This is a genomic window from Pseudoxanthomonas sp. LH2527 (genome assembly GCF_022539275.1).
In the GTDB taxonomy this organism is placed as follows: Bacteria; Pseudomonadota; Gammaproteobacteria; order Xanthomonadales; family Xanthomonadaceae; genus Pseudoxanthomonas_A.
In genome coordinates this window covers 1-18,002 of sequence record NZ_JAKZBW010000045.1, presented here as the reverse complement: position 1 = coordinate 18,002, position 18,002 = coordinate 1, and the positions used below count along the sequence as shown (strand labels likewise).

Here is an 18,002-nt window from a genome sequence, read left to right as displayed (position 1 = left end):
CCACTGGCACAAACCCTGCATCTCCGTCTTCGCCTGCATTTCTTACCAGCACGCCGGACCCACGGCGGCGGTGGGAGACGGAGAAATGCGGCTAAAGAACGGCTCACCTGGGCCGTTATTGGTACTGCACGGGCGGGTCCCCTTCTTCACCGGAGGTCGGCCCGCCCGGCCTCCCTTTTTGCGGAAAGGGCCAGACAGGAGACAGGTCAATGGCAGATTATTCACTGGGTTACGGCGGCGTCGGCTCCGGCATGGACATCACCGGCATGGTCGAACAGCTGGTCGCGGCCGATCGCAAACCCGCCGACAACCGCCTGAACCGCATCGAGAGCCAGGCGAAGTTCAAGCTGTCCGCCATCGGCACCGTCAGTTCCGCCTTCAGCACCCTGGACACCGCGCTCAAGGCGCTGAAATCGGCCACCGCGTTCGACACGCGCACGGTCAAGTCGGGCACGGACACCGTGGTCGGCGCCAGCGTCTCCAGCGGCGCGCCCAACGGCACCTACAACGTGGAGGTGGTCGAACTGGCCACCGCCAACAAATGGATCACCAACACGCCGGTCACCGCCACCCAGACCTTCGGCGCCGGCCAATTGACGCTGACCGTCGGCGGCGAGGCCCTGGCGATCGACATCGCCGAAGGCGCCACCCTGCAGGACGTGCGCAGCGCCATCAACGATGCCGCGCGCAGCAAGGGCGTGCAGGCCAGCGTGCTGACCTCCAACGACGGTCAGTACCTGTCGGTGTCGTCGGACAAGACCGGCGCGGCCAACGGCCTCACCCTCGCCTTCACCTCCGGCGGCAGCGACCTGCAATCGCTGGTCGGCAGCCTGCAGGAGCGCGTGCCCGCCGCCGATGCCGAGGTGCTGATCGACGGCCTGACCGTCACCGCCAGCAACAACAAGATCACCGAGGCCGTGCCCGGCCTGACCCTGGACCTGAAGACCAAGGGCACCAGCACGGTCATCGTGTCCACCGACACCGCGGCCGCCAGCAAGCTGGTCCAGGATTTCGTGACGGCGTACAACACCGCCATCAACGCGATCAACGCGTCCACCAAATACAACGCCGAAACCAACGAGCCCTCCGCCCTGACCGGCGACGCGCAGATGCGCAGCGCCTCGGGACAGTTGCGCAACCTGATGGGCAACCTGCTCGGCGACCTGGCCGCGCAGGGCCTGGATGCCAAGACGCTGGGCCTGCAGACCAAGGGCTTTCCGTCGTCCGACGGCACGCTGGTGTTCGACAGCAGCAAGTTCACCGCCGCCCTGACCGCCGATCCGCAGAAGATCCGCACCGCGTTCACCGGCGACACCGCGTTCGCCGGCACGCTGCAGAAGGCGGTCGGCAGCTACACCGGCACCGATGGCGCATTCACCCTGCGCAGCAACGGGCTGAACGCGCAGATCAAGGACGTCGCCGCGCAACGCACCGCGCTGGACGCCCGCATGGAAGCCGTCGGGAACCGGTACAAGGCGCAGTTCGTCGCCATGGACGCCCTGGTCGGACAGATGAGCAACACCAGCAACTACCTGGCCCAGCAACTGGCCTCTCTCTCCAACCAGACCGGATAAGCAAGGTGGTCGCGCGGGGCACGCCCCGCACCGCCACCCCAGGAGAACACGCAATGTCACTTCAGTCCTACGCCGCGCAGTACCGCAACACCGGCCTCAGCAGTGCCGTGATGGAAGCGGACCCGCACCGCCTGGTCGCCCTGCTGCTGGCGGGCGCCTGCGAACGCCTGCGCCTGGCCGAGGCCTGCGTGCTGCGCGGTGACCTGGCGCGCAAGGGCAAGGCGATCGGCGAGGTCAGCGCGATCATCGGCCACCTCAACGGCTCGCTCGACCATGAGGCCGGCGGCGAGATCGCCGGCAGCTTGTCGGCGCTGTACGACTACGTGCAGACGCGGCTGATCGAAGCCAACCTGCACAACGATCCCGCCGCCCTGCGCGAATCGCTGGAGCTGCTGGGCGAAATCGAATCGGCGTGGAACGCCATCCCCAACGAGCAGCGCCAGGTCCCGGCGATGGCCGTGGCCGGATGAGCACCGCACCGGCCCTCGCCGACCTGTTCGCGCAGCTGGACGGCATGCGCCACGCGCTGCACGCCGGCGAACTGGACGACGTCGAGCGCCTGCTCAATCGCCACGACCACGATGTGCGCGCGTTCCTGCACGCCGATGGCGGCAAGACCGCCGGCTACGACGCCCTGGCCGTGCTGCTGCGCGCGCAGCTGGAACTGCAGAAGTCCATGCAGGACGCGCGCGAACAGGCGCGCGTGCGCATGCATGCCACGCAGCGCGCCGACCGCGCCGCGCGCGCCTACCTGTCCGTCGTGGAGGGATGAGCCGTGCCCCATTCGATCATCCTGGTGGAACATCCGGCCGAACACGCCCTGTTCGAGGGCGCACTGACCTGTGACGCGGTGCTGCCCGCACGCTTCGACGCCGGCCGGCGCGCGCTGATGCAGGCGACCTCGGAAGCTTTGCTGAAGGGGCTGGCCATCGCCGAAGACGTCAGCGGCGACGACCCCGAGGAACGCAAGGAAGCGACCCCGTCGCAGCAGCGCATCGAGGCCAAGCTCGACCTGGTGCTGTCGCTGCTCGGCCGCCTGGCGCGCCGCCACGAAGACGCCCTGCCCGTCACCGCCCTGCGCTGGTCGCATCGCGGACTGCGGCTGGATGTGGCCACGCCGCTGCCCCTTGCCAACGGTACGAACGGCATCGTCACCGTGCAGCCCGCCGCGTGGCTGAGCGACCAGATCGAACTGCCGGCCACCGTGCTCGACCAGGTGGAAGGCTCGCAGGGACTGCAGCACGTGTGGCTGCAGTTCGATGCCTTGAACGCTGGACTGGCCGAAGCGATGGACCGTCACCTGTTCCGCCTGCACCGCCGCCAGATCGCCGAAGCCCGGCAACTGGCCGACCGCACGTAGCCGTGTTGCGCGCAGCGGCGTGCGCGCCTGCGCATGCGCCGTGCACCCATCACAGCCGCGCCTTGCCAACTTCGTGGTTTCCGTCGCCGTACGCGCCCCTCAACTGTGACTCGCGTCGGCATTTCACATCTCCATCGCGATTGTGAATTGGCGTTGCCGCCGTCCGCGGCTATCGTGAGACGACTCGTTACCGCGACAAGATCTGGTTCCTCCCGTGCGTGTACTCATCGTCGACGACCACACCCTGGTCCGCGCCGGCATCGGACGCCTGCTGCAGGCGCTGCCCGATGTCGATGTCGTGGCCGAGGCCTGCAACGGGCAACAGGCGCTGGACATGGCGGCCATCCACCGCCCGGACCTGATCCTGCTGGATCTTTCGCTGCCTGACCGCAGCGGACTTGAGCTGTTGCCGCTGCTGCGCGACTCGCTGCCGCAGACGCGCGTGGTGATGATGTCCATGCACAACGATCCCACCCAGGTGCGCGTGGCGCTCGATCGCGGTTGCGCCGGCTTCGTCGTCAAGGAAGCCGCGCCGATGGAACTGGAACTCGCCCTGCGCGCCGCCGCCAACGGCCAGGTGTTCCTCAGCCCGCAGGTGTCGTCGAAGATGCTGGCGCCGATGCTCAATCAGCAGCGGCCCACCGGCATCGCCGCGCTGTCGCCGCGGCAGCGCGAGATCCTGCGCCAGCTGGGCGGCGGCATGAGCAGCAAAGAAATCGCCGCGCAGCTCGGCATCAGCGTCAAGACCGTCGAAACGCATCGCGCGCGCATGATGGAATCGCTGGGCTGCCGCCGCGCCAACGATCTGCTGCTGCTGGCCGCGCGCCACCAGAACGAACTGGCCTGAGCCTTGCAATGCATCACCGGGAGATCCGTTCCGTGACGGATTTCCGTTGTGCCGCGTCCTCCCGGGGCGCCCTTTCCCGCCATTGAACCGACGTCGTAGGGGAAACCCTGACGGCGCGTCGGGCGTGCCCGCAGCACGACCAGAATCGCCCTGATTTTTTTTCCGTCACCCGCCGCGCACAGTGTCAACACGATGTGAAGCCGACCTCGGCACGCCATCGAATCGGGGATGACGGGAATGAAGACGGGACTTTCCACCCAGCTCGGGCAGCAACTCCACCTGACGCCGCAACTGCTGCAGTCGATCCGGCTGCTGCAGCTGGACGGCCTGCAGCTGGAAATGGAAGTGCGCCGCGCGCTGGACCTCAATCCGCTGCTGGAGGTCGAGGAAACCCACGACGCCGACCAGACCGCCGAGATCGAGGTGCTGCCCGCGCAGGACGTGGCCACGCTGGAAACCGCCGCCTTCGACGAACTGCCCGAATCCAGCCTGTGGGACGTCCCCGGCGCCGGCTGGCAGGACGGCGACGAAGACCGCATGCAGCGCATCGAAGCCGGCGAATCCAGCGACCCGCACGTGCGCGTGCTGGACCGGCTGGCGCTGGAACTGGACGACCGCGCGCTCGACGTGGTCGCGTTCTGGCTCGAACACACCAACGACGCCGGCTATCTGGAGCAGGCGCCCGACACCCTGGCGCTGCTGGCCTCGGCCCGCTTCGACCTGACCGTGCCGGCCGTGCTGGCGCTGCGCGAGCGCCTGCTGCGCGGCGAGTTCCCCGGCCTGGCCGCCGCCGACGTGCGCGAATGCCTGCTGGTGCAGCTGGACTGCCTGCAGGGCCGCGTGCCGGCGCGCCATGTGGCCCGCCGCATCGTCACCGACGGCATGGCGCTGCTGGCCGCCCACGAATACGACGCCCTCGCCCGCCTGCTGGACCTGGACATCGACCAGGTGATGGAAGGCGTGCACCTGGTGCTGTCGCTGGACGCGCGCCCGGGCGCCTCGCTGGCGCCCGCCCCGACCGGCTACATCGTGCCGGACGTGGTGGCCTGGCACGCCGACTGCGCCTGGCGGGTGGCGCTGAACCCGGCCACCACCCCGCGCCTGCGCGTGAACGCCATGCAGGAGCGCGCGCTGGACCAGGCCGCGCCCTCCGAAGGCGCCGGCAAGCTGCGCGAACTGCTGCAGGAAGCCCGCTGGCTGACCCGCGGCCTGTCCATCCGCTACGACACCCTGCTGCGCACCGCGCGCGCCATCGTCGAGCGCCAGGCCGGCTTCCTGACCCAGGGCGACGAAGCGATGGCGCCGCTGACGCTGAAGGAAATCGCCGACGCCATCGGCATGCACGAGTCCACCATCTCGCGCATCACCACCGGCAAGTACATGCAGACCCCGCGCGGCACGTTCGAACTGAAGCACTTCTTCGCGGTGCGGCTGGAAGGCGCCAACGTGTCCGGTCCGGCCGTGCGCGCGATGGTGCGCCGCCTGATCGACGCCGAACCGGCCGGCAAGCCGCTGGCCGACGAGGCCATCGCCGGCCTGCTGGCCCGGCAGGGCATCCACATCGCCCGCAGGACCGTGGCGAAGTACCGCGAACAACTCGATATCGCTCCCGCCCGGGAACGCCGACGCGCTACCGTATCGGTCTTGGCCAAGGCCGGATAACGGAGCACGCACACAATGAGCAAGATCACCGTACTGCTGGTGGACGACCACGAAGGTTTCATCAACGCCGCCCTGCGCCACCTGCGCAAGGTCGAGTGGCTGGACATCGTGGGCCGCGCCAGCAACGGCCTGGAGGCCATCGAACGCTCCGAGACCCTGCGTCCGGACGTGGTGCTGATGGACCTGGCCATGCCGGAAATGGGCGGCCTGCAGGCCACCCGCCTGATCAAGACGCAGGACGCACCGCCTTTCATCGTGATCGCCAGCCATTTCGACGACGCCGAGCACCGCGAACACGCGATGCGCGCCGGTGCCGACGACTTCGTCAGCAAGCTTTCCTACATCCAGGAAGTCTTGCCCATCCTCGAGAAATTCAAAGACCGCCGCCATGAGTGAATCCCGCATCCTCGTCATCGACGCCGACGCCGCCCGTGCCGAACGCCTGGCCGGACTGCTCGAATTCATGGACCTGACACCCCGCTGGGTCGCCAGCGCCGGTGACGTGGATGTCCGCCGCGCGCGCCAGCACGACTGGCTGGCGGTGGTGGTCGGTTCGCTCGACAACCAGAAGGCCGCCGACACCTTCTTCGCCTGGCTGGGCAAGGCCGCGTTGCCGCCGCCGGTGCTGCTGCTGGAAGGCGACACCGCCGGCTTCGCCGCCGCGCATGGCCTGCACGAGGCCGGCGTGTGGGCACTGGAAAGCCCGATCCGCCACGCGCAGCTGGAAGCCTGCCTGCGCCGCGCCAGCCTGAAGCGGCTGGACACCGAACACCAGGCGCAGCAGGTCACCACCCGCGGCCCGACCGGCAACAGCCCGGCCGTCACCCGCCTGCGCCGCATGATCGAGCAGGTCGCCAACTTCGACACCACCGTGCTGGTGCTGGGCGAGTCCGGCACCGGCAAGGAAGTGGTGGCCCGCGCCATCCACGACCAGTCGCCGCGCCGCGACGGGCCGTTCGTGGCCATCAACTGCGGCGCCATCCCGCCGGACCTGCTGGAGAGCGAACTGTTCGGCCACGAGAAGGGCGCCTTCACCGGCGCGCTGAGTGCGCGCAAGGGCCGCTTCGAGATGGCCGAGGGCGGCACCCTGCTGCTGGACGAGATCGGCGACATGAGCCTGCCCATGCAGGTCAAGCTGCTGCGCGTGCTGCAGGAGCGCAGCTTCGAGCGCGTCGGCGGCAACCAGACCATCCGCTGCAATGTGCGGGTGATCGCCGCCACCCACCGCAACCTCGAAGCGCGCATCGCCGACGGCCACTTCCGCGAGGACCTGTTCTACCGCCTCAACGTGTTCCCGATCGAGATGCCGGCGCTGCGCGAGCGCGCCGACGACCTGCCCGACCTGGTGATGACCATCGCCGCCCAGCTCTCCCGCACCGGCCGCGGCGAAGTGCGCTTCGCCAACGAGACCCTGCAGGCCCTGCGCCTGTACGCGTGGCCGGGCAACGTGCGCGAGCTGACCAACCTGGTCGAGCGCCTGGCGGTGCTGCATCCCGGCGGCCTGGTCCGCGTGGCCGACCTGCCCAAGCGCTACCAGCCCGAAGGCGTGGACGCGCCGGCGGTGGAAACGCCCGCCGCGGTCGCCGCCGCCCCCGCGGTCGCCGCGCCGCTGCCGTCGGCGGTCGTGGCCGCCGCGGTGTCGCCGCCCGACCGCCTGCCCGAGGCCGGCATCGACCTGCGCGAACACATCGCCCAGATCGAGCTGAACCTGATCCGCGACGCGCTGGACCGCGCCGGTGGCGTGGTCGCGCATGCCGCGCAGCTGCTGGGCCTGCGCCGCACCACGCTGGTGGAAAAGCTGCGCAAGTACGGCATCGAGCGCGAGGACGTCGCGCTGGCGACGGAAAACTGACTGGCCACGGGCGCGGTTTCCGGCACGGGTCTTGCAATTGATCAGGCAAGACACCCCGACGACCGAAGCACCCGCCCATGTCCGACGTCTCCTCCATCCTCTCGCAGATCCGCAGTTACCAGCACCAGGTCGGTACGCGTGCGCTGGAGCCGATGCCCAACCCCGGCGCGTTCACGCCCAACCGGGTGGGACTGGAGCAGCCGGGCGTCAAGGCGCCGAGCTTCGGCGACACGCTGCAGAACGCGCTGGAAGGCGTGAACAACGCCCAGAAGACCTCCGGCGCCCTGGCGCAGGCCTTCGAGCTGGGCGATCCGCGCGCTGACCTGGCGCGGGTGATGGTGGCCGCACAGCAGTCGCAGGTCGCCTTCCGCGCCACCGTGGAAGTGCGCAACCGCCTGGTGCAGGCCTACCAGGACGTGATGAACATGCCGCTGTAACGCGGCCCCACCCTCTCACCTAGAACCGAACCGTCACCATGGCCCTCACGCTGTCGAAGGAAGCCCTGAAGGAATCGCTGACCGCCGACAAGGCCGGTGCGGCGCTGACCAAGATCCAGGACGCGCGCGTGTTCAAGCAGATGGGCACGCTGCTGCTGATCGCCGGCGCCGTGGCCGTCGGCATGATGGTGTTCTTCTGGTCGCAGAAGCCGGCCTACACCCCGCTCTACACCGGCCTGGACGCCAAGGCCACCGCCGAAGCCACCGACATGCTGCGTGCGGCGCAGATTCCGTTCCAGCTGGACCAGGCCTCCGGCGCCATCTCCGTGCCTGAGGAAAACCTGCACGACGCCCGCCTGAAGCTGGCCGGCGCCGGCCTGGCCGAAAGCGGCCGCCTCGGCTTCGAGATGATGGAGCGCGATCCCGGCTTCGGCGTCAGCCAGTTCGTCGAGAACGCGCGCTACCAGCACGCGCTGGAAACCGAACTGGTCCGCACCATCACCACGCTGCGCCCGGTGCGCGATGCGCGCGTGCACCTGGCCATCCCCAAGCCGTCCGCCTTCACCCGCCAGCGCGAAGTGGCCAGCGCCTCGGTCGTGCTCGACCTGCGCTCGGGCGCGCTGCTGGAACGCAACCAGGTGGACGCCATCGTGCACCTGGTGTCGTCGTCGATCCCCGACCTGGCGCCGGAGCGCGTCACCGTGGTCGACCAGAGCGGCCGCATGCTGACCATCAGCGACCCGAACAGCGAGGCCGCGCTGAACGCCGCGCAGTTCGAGCGCGTGCGCAAGCTGGAGACCTCGTTCAACGACCGCATCCGCGAACTGCTGGAACCGCTGACCGGCGCCGGCCGCGTCAACGCCGAGGTCGCGGTGGACATGGACTTCTCCGTCACCGAGGAAGCGCGCGAGACCTTCGCCAACGACCCGGCCAAGATCCGCAGCGAGCAGGTCAGCCAGAACACCGTCGCCGGCACCGGCCCGGAGGGCGTGCCCGGCGCCACCAGCAACACGCCGCCCGGCCCCAATGCCGCCGCCGCGCCCAATCCCGCCGCCCCGGTGGAAACCGCGAGCAGCGCCACCCGCAACTTCGAGATGGACCGCACGCTGCAGCACACCCGCCAGCCGGCCGGCCGCGTGCGCCGCGTCACCGCCGCCGTGCTGGTCGACCATGTGCCGCGCACCGGCGAGAACGGCAAGGTGGTGATGACCGCGCTGGACGCCGCCACGCTGACCCGCATCGAAGCGCTGGTGAAGGAAGCCGTCGGCTTCGACGCCGCGCGCGGCGACTCGGTGTCGGTGATGAACGCGCCGTTCGTGCGCGAGACCGAACCGCCGGTCGACGTGCCGTTCTGGGAAAGCCCGTGGCTGCACAACCCGATGGTGCGCGACATCGCGCGCTATGGCCTGGGTGCCCTGGTGGTCATCGTGCTGCTGTTCGGCGTGCTGCGCCCGGCCATGCGCCAGATCATCGGCCCGTCGTCCCGGCAGAAGCGCGAGGACGAGGACGGCATCGACGTCAGCGTGGTCGACGAGGACGGCGAAGACGGCGTGGTCGCCACGCTCTCGCACGAGCAGCTGCCGCCGATGCGCGCCCTGCCCTCGGATGCCTACGAGGACCGGCTGCGGCAGGCGCGCGAGGCGGTGAAGACCGACTCCAAGCAGGTCGCACAGGTGGTCAAGGACTGGGTGGCCAACGATGAATAACGCACTGGACACTTCCCTCACCGGCGTGCAGCGCGCCGCCGTGCTGCTGCTCTCGCTGGGCGAGGAAGACGCGGCCGAAGTGCTCAAGCACATGAACGCCAAGGAGGTGCAGAAGCTCGGCATCGCCATGGCCACCATCTCCGGCATCAGCCGCGAGCAGGTGATGCAGGTGATGGCCACCTTCGGCGAGGCGCTGGACAAACAGACCTCGCTGGGCATGGGCGCCGACGACTACGTGCGCAAGGTGCTGGTGCAGGCACTGGGCGAAGACAAGGCCGGCGGCCTGATCGACCGCATCCTGCTGGGCCGCAACACCACCGGCCTGGACACGCTGAAGTGGATGGACCCGCGCGCGATCTCCGACCTGGTGCGCAACGAGCATCCGCAGATCATCGCCATCGTGCTGGCCCACCTGGACAGCGACCAGGCCGCCGACACCCTCAAGCTGCTGCCCGAACGCACCCGCACCGACGTGCTGCTGCGCATCGCCACGCTGGACGGCATTCCGCCCAACGCGCTGAACGAGCTCAACGAGATCATGGAGCGCCAGTTCGCCGGCAACCAGAACCTCAAGGCCTCCAGCATCGGTGGCGTGAAGGTCGCGGCCAACATCCTCAACTTCATGGACTCCGGCCAGGACCAGGTGATCCTGGGCAGCATCACCCAGGTCGACGCCGACCTGGGCGCGCGCATACAGGACCTGATGTTCGTGTTCGACAACCTGGCCGACCTGGGCGACCGCGAACTGCAGGCGCTGCTGCGCGAAGTGCCGAACGACCGCCTGGGCCTGGCGCTGCGCGGCGCCGACGCCAAGGTGAAGGAAAAGATCACCCGCAACATGTCGCAGCGCGCCGCACAGATCCTGCTGGAAGACATGGAGGCGCGCGGCCCGGTACGCCTGTCCGACGTGGAAGGCGCGCAGAAGGAAATCCTCGCCATCGTCCGCCGCCTGGCCGACCAGGGCGTCATCGCCCTCACCGCCAGCGCCGAGGAGATGGTATGAGCACGCCCTCGCCGCTGCGCTGGATGCCGGCCCCGCTCGACGTGGTGGTCACCGACGCGCCCGCCGAACAGGACGTGCCCGCGCTGGTGCCGCCGACACTGGAAGAGATCCAGGCCATCCAGAACGCCGCCTACCGCGAAGGCCTGGAACGCGGCCTCGCCGAAGGACACGCCGAAGGCTTCGGCCAGGGCCAGGCCGAGGTGCGCCGGCTCGCCGCGCAGATGGAGGGCATCCTCGACAACTTCTCGCGACCGCTCGACCGGCTGGAGAACGAAGTGGTCGCCGCGCTGTCCGAACTGGCCGTGCGCATCGCCGGCGCGCTGGTCGGCCGCGCCTACCAGACCGACCCGGTGCTGCTGCAGGAACTGGCCACCTCGGCGCTCGACGCCGTCGGCGGTTCGCAGCGCGAGGTCGAACTGCGCCTGCATCCGGACGACATCGCCGCGCTGACGCCGGTGCTGGCGATGACCGCGCACACCCGCCTGACCGCGGACACCTCGCTCAGCCGCGGCGACCTGCGTGTGCATGCGGAGAGTGTGCGCATCGACGGCACCCTGGAAGCGCGCCTGCGCGGCGCGCTCGAAACCGTGCTCAACCGCGGCGCACGCGCATGAGTGCGCAGCCGCTGGAGTGGCTGACCGCGCGCGACCTGCGCCTGTCCGCGCGCCTGTCGCAGATCAATCCCGAACTCGGCGGCCACGGCCTGATCCGCGAAGGCATCCTGCGCCGCGCCGTCGGCCTGACCCTGGAAGCCATCGGCTGCGAAGCGCCGATGGGCGCCACCTGCAAGGTCGAGGTGGTCGACGGTGGCTGGGTGGATGCCGAAGTGGTCGGCTTCTCCGGCGAACGCACCTACCTGATGCCCAGCGCCGAACTGCATGGCCTGCTGCCGAATGCGCGCGTGGTGCCGTCGCGCCGTCGCGGCGGCGTGGAAGTGGGCGAAGGCCTGCTGGGACGCGTGATCGACAGCGATGGCGTGCCGCTCGACGGCCGCGGCCCGATCCGCGCCGAAGGCAGCGTCAGCCTGGCCGGCATGGCGATCAATCCGTTGTCGCGCGAACCGATCACCCAGCCGCTGGACGTCGGCGTGCGCGCGATCAACGCGCTGCTGCCGATCGGCCGCGGCCAGCGCGTCGGCCTGTTCGCCGGCTCGGGCGTCGGCAAGTCCACGCTGCTGGGCATGATGACCCGCTACACCGCCGCCGACGTCATTGTCGTCGGCCTGATCGGCGAACGCGGCCGCGAAGTGCGCGACTTCGTCGAGACCACGCTGGGCCCGTCCGGCCTGGCGCGCGCCGTCGTCGTCGCCAGTCCCGCCGACCGCCCGCCGCTGGCCCGCCTGCAGGGCGCGTACCGCGCCACCGCGATCGCCGAATGGTTCCGCGACCAGGGCCTCAACGTGCTGCTGCTGATGGATTCGCTGACCCGCTTCGCCCAGGCGCAGCGCGAGATCGGCCTGTCGGTTGGCGAGCCGCCGACCACGCGCGGCTATCCGCCGTCGGTATTCGCCCGCCTGCCGGCGCTGGTCGAACGCGCCGGCAATGGCGCCAAGGGTCGCGGTTCTATCACCGCCTTCTACACTGTGCTGACCGAGGGCGACGATCCGCAGGATCCGATCGCCGACGCCGCCCGCGCCATCCTCGACGGCCACATCCTGCTGTCGCGCCGCGTCGCCGACGCCGGCCTGTACCCGGCCATCGACGTGGAATCGTCGGTCAGCCGCGTGGTCACCGAGATCGCCGACGAAACCTGGCGCGACCGCATCCGCAAGCTCAAGCGCCTGCTGTCGGCCTACAACAGCAACCGCGACCTGATCGCCATCGGCGCCTACCAGCGCGGCAACGATCCCACGGTGGACGAAGCGCTGGAGCGCTGGCCCGAGATCGTCGAGTTCCTCGGCCAGGACGTGGCACGCGCCGCCGACCTGCCGAGCAGCCGCGCCGCGCTGGAGTCCCTGATCCAACGCAACATCGCCGCCGGCATGCCCCTGCCGCCCGGCCTGCAGTAACGCCAAGGAACCCCCACGATGATGCAGTCCCGCCGAATCGATCCGCTGCTGCGCCGCGCCCAGGAGCACGAGGATTCCATCGCCCGCGAACTGGCCGAGCGCCAGAACACGCTCGCGCAGCACGAGTCGCGGCTGGAGGAATTGCGCCAGTACGCCGAGGACTATGCCAACAGCCAGATGGCGGCCACCAGCCCGGCGCAGCTGGCCAACCGTCGCGCCTTCCTCGAACGCATCGACCAGGCGCTCAAGCAGCAGTTGCAGAACGTAGACCGCAGCCGCGCCAGCGTGGACATCGAACGCGACCGCCTGCTGCTGGCCAGCCGCGACAAGCAGGTACTCGAGCAACTGGCCGCCAGCTATCGCGTGCAGGAAAAGCTGATCGTCGACCGCCGCGACCAGCGCGAGATGGACGACGTGGGCGCGCGCCGTGCACGCCTGGCGGCCACCGCCCGCGAGAACGAGGACGCCTGATGCCGTCTTCGACGTCCGCCCTGTCGTTCGCCGTCAAGCCGGCGTCGCCGTCGACCGCGTCGAACGGTGCCGCGTCCACGGCCAATGAAGCGCCGGCCAACAAGCCGGCCTTCGACGACATGGTCCGGCGGCCCGCCAAGCCCCAGGACGCGCCGGCCACGCCCGAAGCGCGCGCGAACGAGGCGAAACCGTCTGCCAGGCCGCGCACCGACACCGTGCGCAAGCAGGACGACATCGCCCGCACCCCGACCGACGACGACAAGCCCGAAGAAACCGCGAGCGCTGCGCTGCCGGCGGTGCTGCAGCCGCTCCCGCTGCTCCCCGTTGCGTTGCCCACCGAGGCCATCGCGGCGGTGCTGACCGATCCGCCCGGCAACCCGCTGCTCGGCGGCGCCGCGCCTGCCGCAGGCGCGCCCGATGCTGACGCCTTGTTGGCCGGCGGCCGTACCCTGCTGCCCACGTTGCCGGCGATGCCGGGTCTCGCCAACGCAGCGCAGGCCTTCGCCTCAGCGGTCGGTGGCGACGTCGCGACGCCCGAAGCGCCCGATGCCACCTCGCCACTGCCACTCCCTGCCGCCGCCACGCCCGAAGCAAAGGCGCCGCTGCAGAACCTGCTGTCCTTCGCCACGCACCTGGCCAGTGGCCAGGTCGCCGCCGCCGTGCCCGACGCCGTCAGCCTCGGTCGCGACATCGTCGATGCGCTGCGCAGCGAGGACGGCGACGCGACCGCGCCGACCGGCAACCTGCTGGCCGGCGTCGGCGCCTCCAACGCACCGCTCGGCCTGGCGCGCACCGAAACCGTCAATGCCCTGCAGGCACCGAGCGCCGATCTGCACGGCGGCCACTTCGACGACGACATCGGCGACGCAGTGCGCTGGATGGCCGACCAGAAGATCGGCCATGCCCACATCAAGGTCACGCCCAACGACCTGGGCACGGTGGAAATCCGCCTGCGCCTGGACGGCGACCGCGTGCACGCCGACTTCTCCAGTGCCCAGGCCGACGTCCGCCAGGCGCTGGAAAGCAGCCTGCCGCGCCTGCGCGAGATGCTGGGCCAGCACGGCTTCCAGCTCGCCCACGCCGACGTGGGCCAGCAGCACACGCCACGCCCACAGGGCGGCGGCTCGGAGCTGGGCGAAGGCGGAAGCGACAGCCCAGAACCCGCCATCGAGACGCCCCGCACCGTCCGCATGACCGCCCGCGGCCTGGTCGACGCCTACGCCTGACGGCCTGCCATGGTTGCTGTAGGAGCGACGTGAGTCGCGACCTTATGAACTCGGCATCATTGACGCTGGATCAGGCGGTCATCCGCGCTCGAATGACGTTCCCGGACGCAGATGACGTGCGGTCGCGACTCACGTCGCTCCTACAGAAATCCCACCCGTCAAAACCCCGTCGGCCCCGCTTCCACACCACGGCACAGCGCTTGCATCCCCGGGTTGACCCCTCAGGAGATCCCGCGCCGTGGCAGCCGCCGACAAGAACGCAAGCAAATCCAAGGCCGACAAGGGCGACAAGCCCAAGGGCGGCAAGTCGCTGCTGACCATCGGACTGGTGGCCGTGATCGCGGCCGGCGCAGCGGGCGCCGGCGCCTGGTACTTCGCCACCCAAGGCACGAAGCAAGAGAGCGCCGACGCGCCCAAGGCCAAGAAGCCCGGCGAAGTGCCGGCGCCGGCCCAGTACTTCGCGCTGGAGCCGCCCTTCGTCGTCAACCTTGTCGGTGAGACCGGCGGCGCGCGCTACCTGCAGGTAGAAGTCCAGCTGATGACGCGCGATCCCGAAGCGATGGCCGCCATCCAGCTGCACGCGCCGGCCATACGCGCGCGCCTGCTGATGCTGTTCGCCCAGCAGGACGCCGCCAGCCTGATGTCGCGCGAAGGCAAGGAGCGCCTGCAGAACGCCGCCCTCGGCGAGGTGAAGTCGCTGCTGGTGGCCGAGACCGGCCAGCCCAGCGCCGAGTCGATCCTCTTCACCAGCTTCGTGATGCAGTGACGGACGCCCGCCGCCATGACCAGTGACCTGCTGTCGCAAGACGAGATCGACGCCTTGCTCAACGGCGTCGACTCCGGCGTCATCGAGACCGAGGAGCCGCCGCACGACCCCACGGTGGCGCGGACCTACGATTTCGCCAGCCAGGACCGCATCGTCCGCGGCCGCCTGCCGACGCTGGAAATGATCAACGAGCGCTTCGTGCGCACGTGGCGGATCGGCCTGTTCAACCTGCTGCGCCGCTCCGCCGAGCTGTCGGTGCGCGGCATCGAGACGGTCAAGTTCAGCGACTACCTGCATTCGCTGTACGTGCCCACCAACCTCAACCTGGTCAAGTTCAAGCCGCTGCGCGGCGTGGGCCTGATCGTGTTTGAACCGAAGCTGGTATTCACGATGGTGGACAACTTCTTCGGCGGCGACGGCCGTTACCCGGCCAAGATCGAAGGCCGCGAGTTCACCGCCACCGAGATGCGGGTGATCCAACTGCTGCTGAAGCAGACCTTCGCCGACCTGATCGATGCCTGGGCGCCGGTGATGCCGGTGGACTTCGAGTACATCACCAGCGAGGTCAACCCGCACTTCGCCAACATCGTCAGCCCGCGCGAGTACGTGGTGGTCAGCCGCTTCCACGTGGAGCTCGACGGCGGCGGCGGCGACCTGCACGTCACCCTGCCCTATTCCATGCTCGAGCCGATCCGCGAACTGCTGGACGCCGGCATCCAGTCCGACCGCGTGCACGACGACGACAGCTTCCGCGTGACCATGCACGAGCAGTTGCGCAGCGCCGAAGTCACCGTCTCCAGCGTGCTCGCCGAAAAGCGCATCAACCTGCGCGAACTCACCCGCCTGAAAGTCGGCGACATCCTGCCCATCGACCTGCCCAAGTGCGTGCCGGTCTGCGTGGAGCAGGTGCCGGTGTTCACCGGCGAGTTCGGCATCTCCAACGGCCTCAACGCGGTGAAGATCACCGCCCACCACCCACCCGGCAGCCGGCACCAGCCACCGACCGCCGGCCGCCATGCCCTCGCACCCGTCGCCTTCCAGGACGCCACGCCATGATTCCCCAGAACGAAGAAGTCCTCGCCACCGCCTTCGGCGATACCGCGATTGCCGACCGCGACGCCCATGCCGGCCACGACATGGACATGAGCCTGGACGTCATCCTCGACGTGCCGGTGACGCTGTCGCTTGAAGTCGGCCGCACGCGCATGCCCATCCGCAACCTGCTGCAGCTCAACCAGGGCTCGGTGGTGGAACTGGAGCGCGGCGCCGGCGAACCGCTGGACGTGTTCGTCAACGGCACGCTGATCGCGCATGGCGAAGTCGTGGTGGTGAACGACCGCTTCGGCGTGCGCCTGACCGACGTGGTCAGCCCCAGCGAACGCATCCGCCGCCTGCGCTGAGCCGATCGCCATGCACGCCTTCACCCTGCTCGCCGCCGCCGCGGCGCCCGCCCAGAAGATCGGCCAGCACGCGCCGTCCACGCCCGGCATCGGCGGCGCGCTGGTCGGCCTGGTGCTGGTGCTCGGCCTGATCCTGGGCCTGGCCTGGCTGCTCAAGCGCATGCCCGGCATGGGCGTCGGCATCCGCCCCAGCGAACAGCTGCGCGTGGTGTCGATGCTGTCGGTCGGCACCAAGGAACGCGTGATGGTGATCGAGGTCGGCAAGGAACAGCTGCTGATCGGCGTGACCGCCGGCGGCATCACCGCGCTGCACACGCTGCCCGAACCGCTGGTCGTCGCCCCCACGCCGGCCCTGCCCAACTTCGCCGAACTGCTGGCCAAGCGCCTGCGCAAAGAGTCCTGAGATGCGTCGTTTCGTCCTTTCCCTGATCTGCCTGCTGTGGCTGGCCGCGCCGACGCTGGCGTTCGCGCAGGCCGCGACCGCGCCTGTCGCGGCACCTGCGGCGACACCGGCGGCGCCTGCCGCACCGACGGCGCCCGCATTGCCGACGCTGCCCAAGGTCAATGTCGGCCAGGTCGGCGACAACACCGTCAGCCTGCCGCTGCAGACGCTGCTGCTGATGACGGCGATCACGCTGATCCCGTCGGCGCTGCTGGCGATGACGGCGTTCACCCGCATCATCATCGTGCTGGGCCTGTTGCGACAGGCGCTGGGCACCGGCCAGACGCCCTCCAACCAGGTGCTGGTGGGCCTGGCGCTGTTCCTCACCATGTTGGTGATGATGCCGGTCGGCGAAAAGGCGTGGGCGCAGGGCATGGCGCCCTACCTCAACGGCCAGATCGATTTCTCCACCGCGTGGACGTTGACCACCGGCCCGCTGCGCGACTTCATGCTGGCGCAGGTGCGCGAAACCGACCTGATGACCTTCGCCGGCCTGGCCGGACATGGCAGCTACACCGGCCCGGATGCAGTGCCGTTCCCGATCGTCGTCGCCTCGTTCATCACCAGCGAACTGAAGACCGCGTTCGAGATCGGCTTCCTGATCTTCATCCCGTTCGTGATCATCGACCTGGTGGTCGCCAGCGTGCTGATGTCGATGGGCATGATGATGCTGTCGCCGATGCTCGTGTCCGCCCCGTTCAAGATTCTGCTGTTCGTGCTGGTCGACGGCTGGGTGCTGATCGTGGGCTCGCTGGCCGCCAGCTTCAACGCGGTATGACCGCGTTGAAGCCGGGAATGGGGAATCGGGAGTGGTGAGCCGCATGACCCGTCTACTGCCCCGCATGGCCCATCACCTTCGCTCTCTCCCATTCCCCATTCCCTGTTCCCTGTTCCCGGCCCGCCCATGAGTCCCGAAACCGCTCTTACCGAACTGCGTGGTGGCCTTGAGATCGCGCTCTGGGTCGGGGGTCCGCTGCTGCTGGTCGTGCTGGTCGTCGGTGTGGTCATCGGCGTGATCCAGGCGGCCACGCAACTCAACGAACCCACCATCGCCTTCGTCGCGAAAGCCATCGCACTGACCGCCGCCCTGTTCGCCACCGGCAGCTACCTGCTCGGCGTGCTGGTGGAGTACACGACGACGTTGTTCCAGCGACTGCCGCATTTGATCGGCTGACGCCGACGGGATTCGGGAGACGGGATTCGGGATTGGACGAAAGCACGACCCTGCCGCCCTCACCGATCCCACCC

At 69.3% G+C, this 18,002-nt stretch carries 20 protein-coding genes and 1 pseudogene; all 21 read left to right on the top strand.

Annotated elements, in window-relative coordinates; all coding sequences use genetic code 11:
• The first annotated feature begins 209 nt into the window (after positions 1–209).
• Positions 210–1,574 (top strand): flagellar filament capping protein FliD, encoded by a 1,365-nt coding sequence (gene fliD, locus MMG85_RS17870; protein ID WP_241047264.1) that lies wholly within the window; start codon positions 210–212, stop codon positions 1,572–1,574.
• Positions 1,575–1,627: 53 nt separating this feature from the next.
• A complete protein-coding gene (gene fliS / locus MMG85_RS17865; protein ID WP_055944563.1) occupies positions 1,628–2,044 on the top strand; it encodes a flagellar export chaperone FliS in 417 nt (138 codons plus the stop codon).
• Entirely contained in the window at positions 2,041–2,346 is a 306-nt protein-coding gene (locus tag MMG85_RS17860) for a hypothetical protein (RefSeq protein WP_055944560.1), read from the top strand. The genes fliS and MMG85_RS17860 overlap by 4 nt, the downstream gene beginning before the upstream one ends.
• Before the next feature lie 3 nt (positions 2,347–2,349).
• Positions 2,350–2,934: a PilZ domain-containing protein gene (locus MMG85_RS17855; protein WP_241047263.1), complete on the top strand. Its 585-nt coding sequence runs from the start codon at positions 2,350–2,352 to the stop codon at positions 2,932–2,934.
• A gap of 214 nt (positions 2,935–3,148) precedes the next feature.
• Positions 3,149–3,781 (top strand): response regulator transcription factor, encoded by a 633-nt coding sequence (locus MMG85_RS17850; RefSeq protein WP_055944553.1) that lies wholly within the window; start codon positions 3,149–3,151, stop codon positions 3,779–3,781.
• 237 nt (positions 3,782–4,018) lie between these two features.
• A complete protein-coding gene (gene rpoN / locus MMG85_RS17845) occupies positions 4,019–5,443 on the top strand; it encodes an RNA polymerase factor sigma-54 (RefSeq protein ID WP_241047262.1) in 1,425 nt (474 codons plus the stop codon).
• 15 nt (positions 5,444–5,458) lie between these two features.
• Entirely contained in the window at positions 5,459–5,839 is a 381-nt protein-coding gene (locus MMG85_RS17840) for a response regulator transcription factor (RefSeq protein ID WP_055944547.1), read from the top strand.
• Positions 5,832–7,295: a sigma-54 dependent transcriptional regulator gene (locus MMG85_RS17835; RefSeq protein WP_241047261.1), complete on the top strand. Its 1,464-nt coding sequence runs from the start codon at positions 5,832–5,834 to the stop codon at positions 7,293–7,295. The genes MMG85_RS17840 and MMG85_RS17835 overlap by 8 nt, the downstream gene beginning before the upstream one ends.
• 77 nt (positions 7,296–7,372) lie before the next feature.
• Positions 7,373–7,732 (top strand): flagellar hook-basal body complex protein FliE, encoded by a 360-nt coding sequence (fliE, locus tag MMG85_RS17830; protein ID WP_055944542.1) that lies wholly within the window; start codon positions 7,373–7,375, stop codon positions 7,730–7,732.
• A gap of 38 nt (positions 7,733–7,770) precedes the next feature.
• Entirely contained in the window at positions 7,771–9,438 is a 1,668-nt protein-coding gene (gene fliF / locus MMG85_RS17825) for a flagellar basal-body MS-ring/collar protein FliF (protein ID WP_241047260.1), read from the top strand.
• Positions 9,431–10,441: a flagellar motor switch protein FliG gene (gene fliG, locus MMG85_RS17820; protein WP_241047259.1), complete on the top strand. Its 1,011-nt coding sequence runs from the start codon at positions 9,431–9,433 to the stop codon at positions 10,439–10,441. Before fliF ends, fliG begins: the two co-directional genes overlap by 8 nt.
• Positions 10,442–10,464: 23 nt before the next feature.
• Positions 10,465–11,055: a FliH/SctL family protein gene (locus MMG85_RS17815; protein ID WP_241047265.1), complete on the top strand. Its 591-nt coding sequence runs from the start codon at positions 10,465–10,467 to the stop codon at positions 11,053–11,055.
• Positions 11,052–12,449 carry a flagellar protein export ATPase FliI gene (fliI, locus tag MMG85_RS17810; protein WP_055944536.1) on the top strand — a complete coding sequence of 466 codons (1,398 nt, stop codon included), beginning with the start codon at positions 11,052–11,054 and terminating at the stop codon, positions 12,447–12,449. The genes MMG85_RS17815 and fliI overlap by 4 nt, the downstream gene beginning before the upstream one ends.
• A gap of 18 nt (positions 12,450–12,467) precedes the next feature.
• Positions 12,468–12,920: a flagellar export protein FliJ gene (gene fliJ, locus MMG85_RS17805; RefSeq protein ID WP_055944533.1), complete on the top strand. Its 453-nt coding sequence runs from the start codon at positions 12,468–12,470 to the stop codon at positions 12,918–12,920.
• The gene (locus tag MMG85_RS17800; RefSeq protein ID WP_241047258.1) at positions 12,920–14,146 is read left to right on the top strand and encodes a flagellar hook-length control protein FliK; all 1,227 of its coding nucleotides are present in this window, start codon (positions 12,920–12,922) and stop codon (positions 14,144–14,146) included. Before fliJ ends, MMG85_RS17800 begins: the two co-directional genes overlap by 1 nt.
• 238 nt (positions 14,147–14,384) lie before the next feature.
• Positions 14,385–14,912, top strand: coding sequence for a flagellar basal body-associated FliL family protein (locus tag MMG85_RS17795; protein WP_241047257.1), 528 nt, complete (start codon positions 14,385–14,387; stop codon positions 14,910–14,912).
• 15 nt (positions 14,913–14,927) lie between these two features.
• The gene (fliM, locus tag MMG85_RS17790) at positions 14,928–15,968 is read left to right on the top strand and encodes a flagellar motor switch protein FliM (protein WP_241047256.1); all 1,041 of its coding nucleotides are present in this window, start codon (positions 14,928–14,930) and stop codon (positions 15,966–15,968) included.
• A gap of 83 nt (positions 15,969–16,051) precedes the next feature.
• Positions 16,052–16,312 (top strand): annotated as a pseudogene (fliN, locus tag MMG85_RS17785) (flagellar motor switch protein FliN); the annotation flags it as partial.
• A gap of 10 nt (positions 16,313–16,322) precedes the next feature.
• Entirely contained in the window at positions 16,323–16,715 is a 393-nt protein-coding gene (gene fliO / locus MMG85_RS17780) for a flagellar biosynthetic protein FliO (protein ID WP_241047254.1), read from the top strand.
• A gap of 1 nt (position 16,716) precedes the next feature.
• On the top strand, positions 16,717–17,532 hold the full coding sequence (gene fliP, locus MMG85_RS17775) for a flagellar type III secretion system pore protein FliP (RefSeq protein WP_241047253.1): 816 nt from the start codon (positions 16,717–16,719) through the stop codon (positions 17,530–17,532).
• A 126-nt stretch (positions 17,533–17,658) separates the two neighbouring features.
• Entirely contained in the window at positions 17,659–17,928 is a 270-nt protein-coding gene (locus MMG85_RS17770) for a flagellar biosynthetic protein FliQ (RefSeq protein ID WP_162338471.1), read from the top strand.
• The last annotated feature ends 74 nt before the right edge of the window (positions 17,929–18,002 follow it).

Bases quoted from the DNA above. Each gene is read 5' to 3' on its own strand.
- fliO (WP_241047254.1), top strand. From the start codon at position 16,323: ATGCACGCCTTCACCCTGCTCGCCGCCGCCGCGGCGCCCGCCCAGAAG.
- fliS (WP_055944563.1), top strand. From the start codon at position 1,628: ATGTCACTTCAGTCCTACGCCGCGCAGTACCGCAACACCGGCCTCAGC.
- fliM (WP_241047256.1), top strand. From the start codon at position 14,928: ATGACCAGTGACCTGCTGTCGCAAGACGAGATCGACGCCTTGCTCAAC.
- MMG85_RS17840 (WP_055944547.1), top strand. From the start codon at position 5,459: ATGAGCAAGATCACCGTACTGCTGGTGGACGACCACGAAGGTTTCATC.
- MMG85_RS17860 (WP_055944560.1), top strand. From the start codon at position 2,041: ATGAGCACCGCACCGGCCCTCGCCGACCTGTTCGCGCAGCTGGACGGC.
- MMG85_RS17815 (WP_241047265.1), top strand. From the start codon at position 10,465: ATGCCGGCCCCGCTCGACGTGGTGGTCACCGACGCGCCCGCCGAACAG.
- rpoN (WP_241047262.1), top strand. From the start codon at position 4,019: ATGAAGACGGGACTTTCCACCCAGCTCGGGCAGCAACTCCACCTGACG.
- fliE (WP_055944542.1), top strand. From the start codon at position 7,373: ATGTCCGACGTCTCCTCCATCCTCTCGCAGATCCGCAGTTACCAGCAC.
- fliF (WP_241047260.1), top strand. From the start codon at position 7,771: ATGGCCCTCACGCTGTCGAAGGAAGCCCTGAAGGAATCGCTGACCGCC.
- MMG85_RS17835 (WP_241047261.1), top strand. From the start codon at position 5,832: ATGAGTGAATCCCGCATCCTCGTCATCGACGCCGACGCCGCCCGTGCC.
- MMG85_RS17770 (WP_162338471.1), top strand. From the start codon at position 17,659: ATGAGTCCCGAAACCGCTCTTACCGAACTGCGTGGTGGCCTTGAGATC.
- fliG (WP_241047259.1), top strand. From the start codon at position 9,431: ATGAATAACGCACTGGACACTTCCCTCACCGGCGTGCAGCGCGCCGCC.
- fliD (WP_241047264.1), top strand. From the start codon at position 210: ATGGCAGATTATTCACTGGGTTACGGCGGCGTCGGCTCCGGCATGGAC.
- fliI (WP_055944536.1), top strand. From the start codon at position 11,052: ATGAGTGCGCAGCCGCTGGAGTGGCTGACCGCGCGCGACCTGCGCCTG.
- fliP (WP_241047253.1), top strand. From the start codon at position 16,717: ATGCGTCGTTTCGTCCTTTCCCTGATCTGCCTGCTGTGGCTGGCCGCG.
- fliJ (WP_055944533.1), top strand. From the start codon at position 12,468: ATGATGCAGTCCCGCCGAATCGATCCGCTGCTGCGCCGCGCCCAGGAG.
- MMG85_RS17800 (WP_241047258.1), top strand. From the start codon at position 12,920: ATGCCGTCTTCGACGTCCGCCCTGTCGTTCGCCGTCAAGCCGGCGTCG.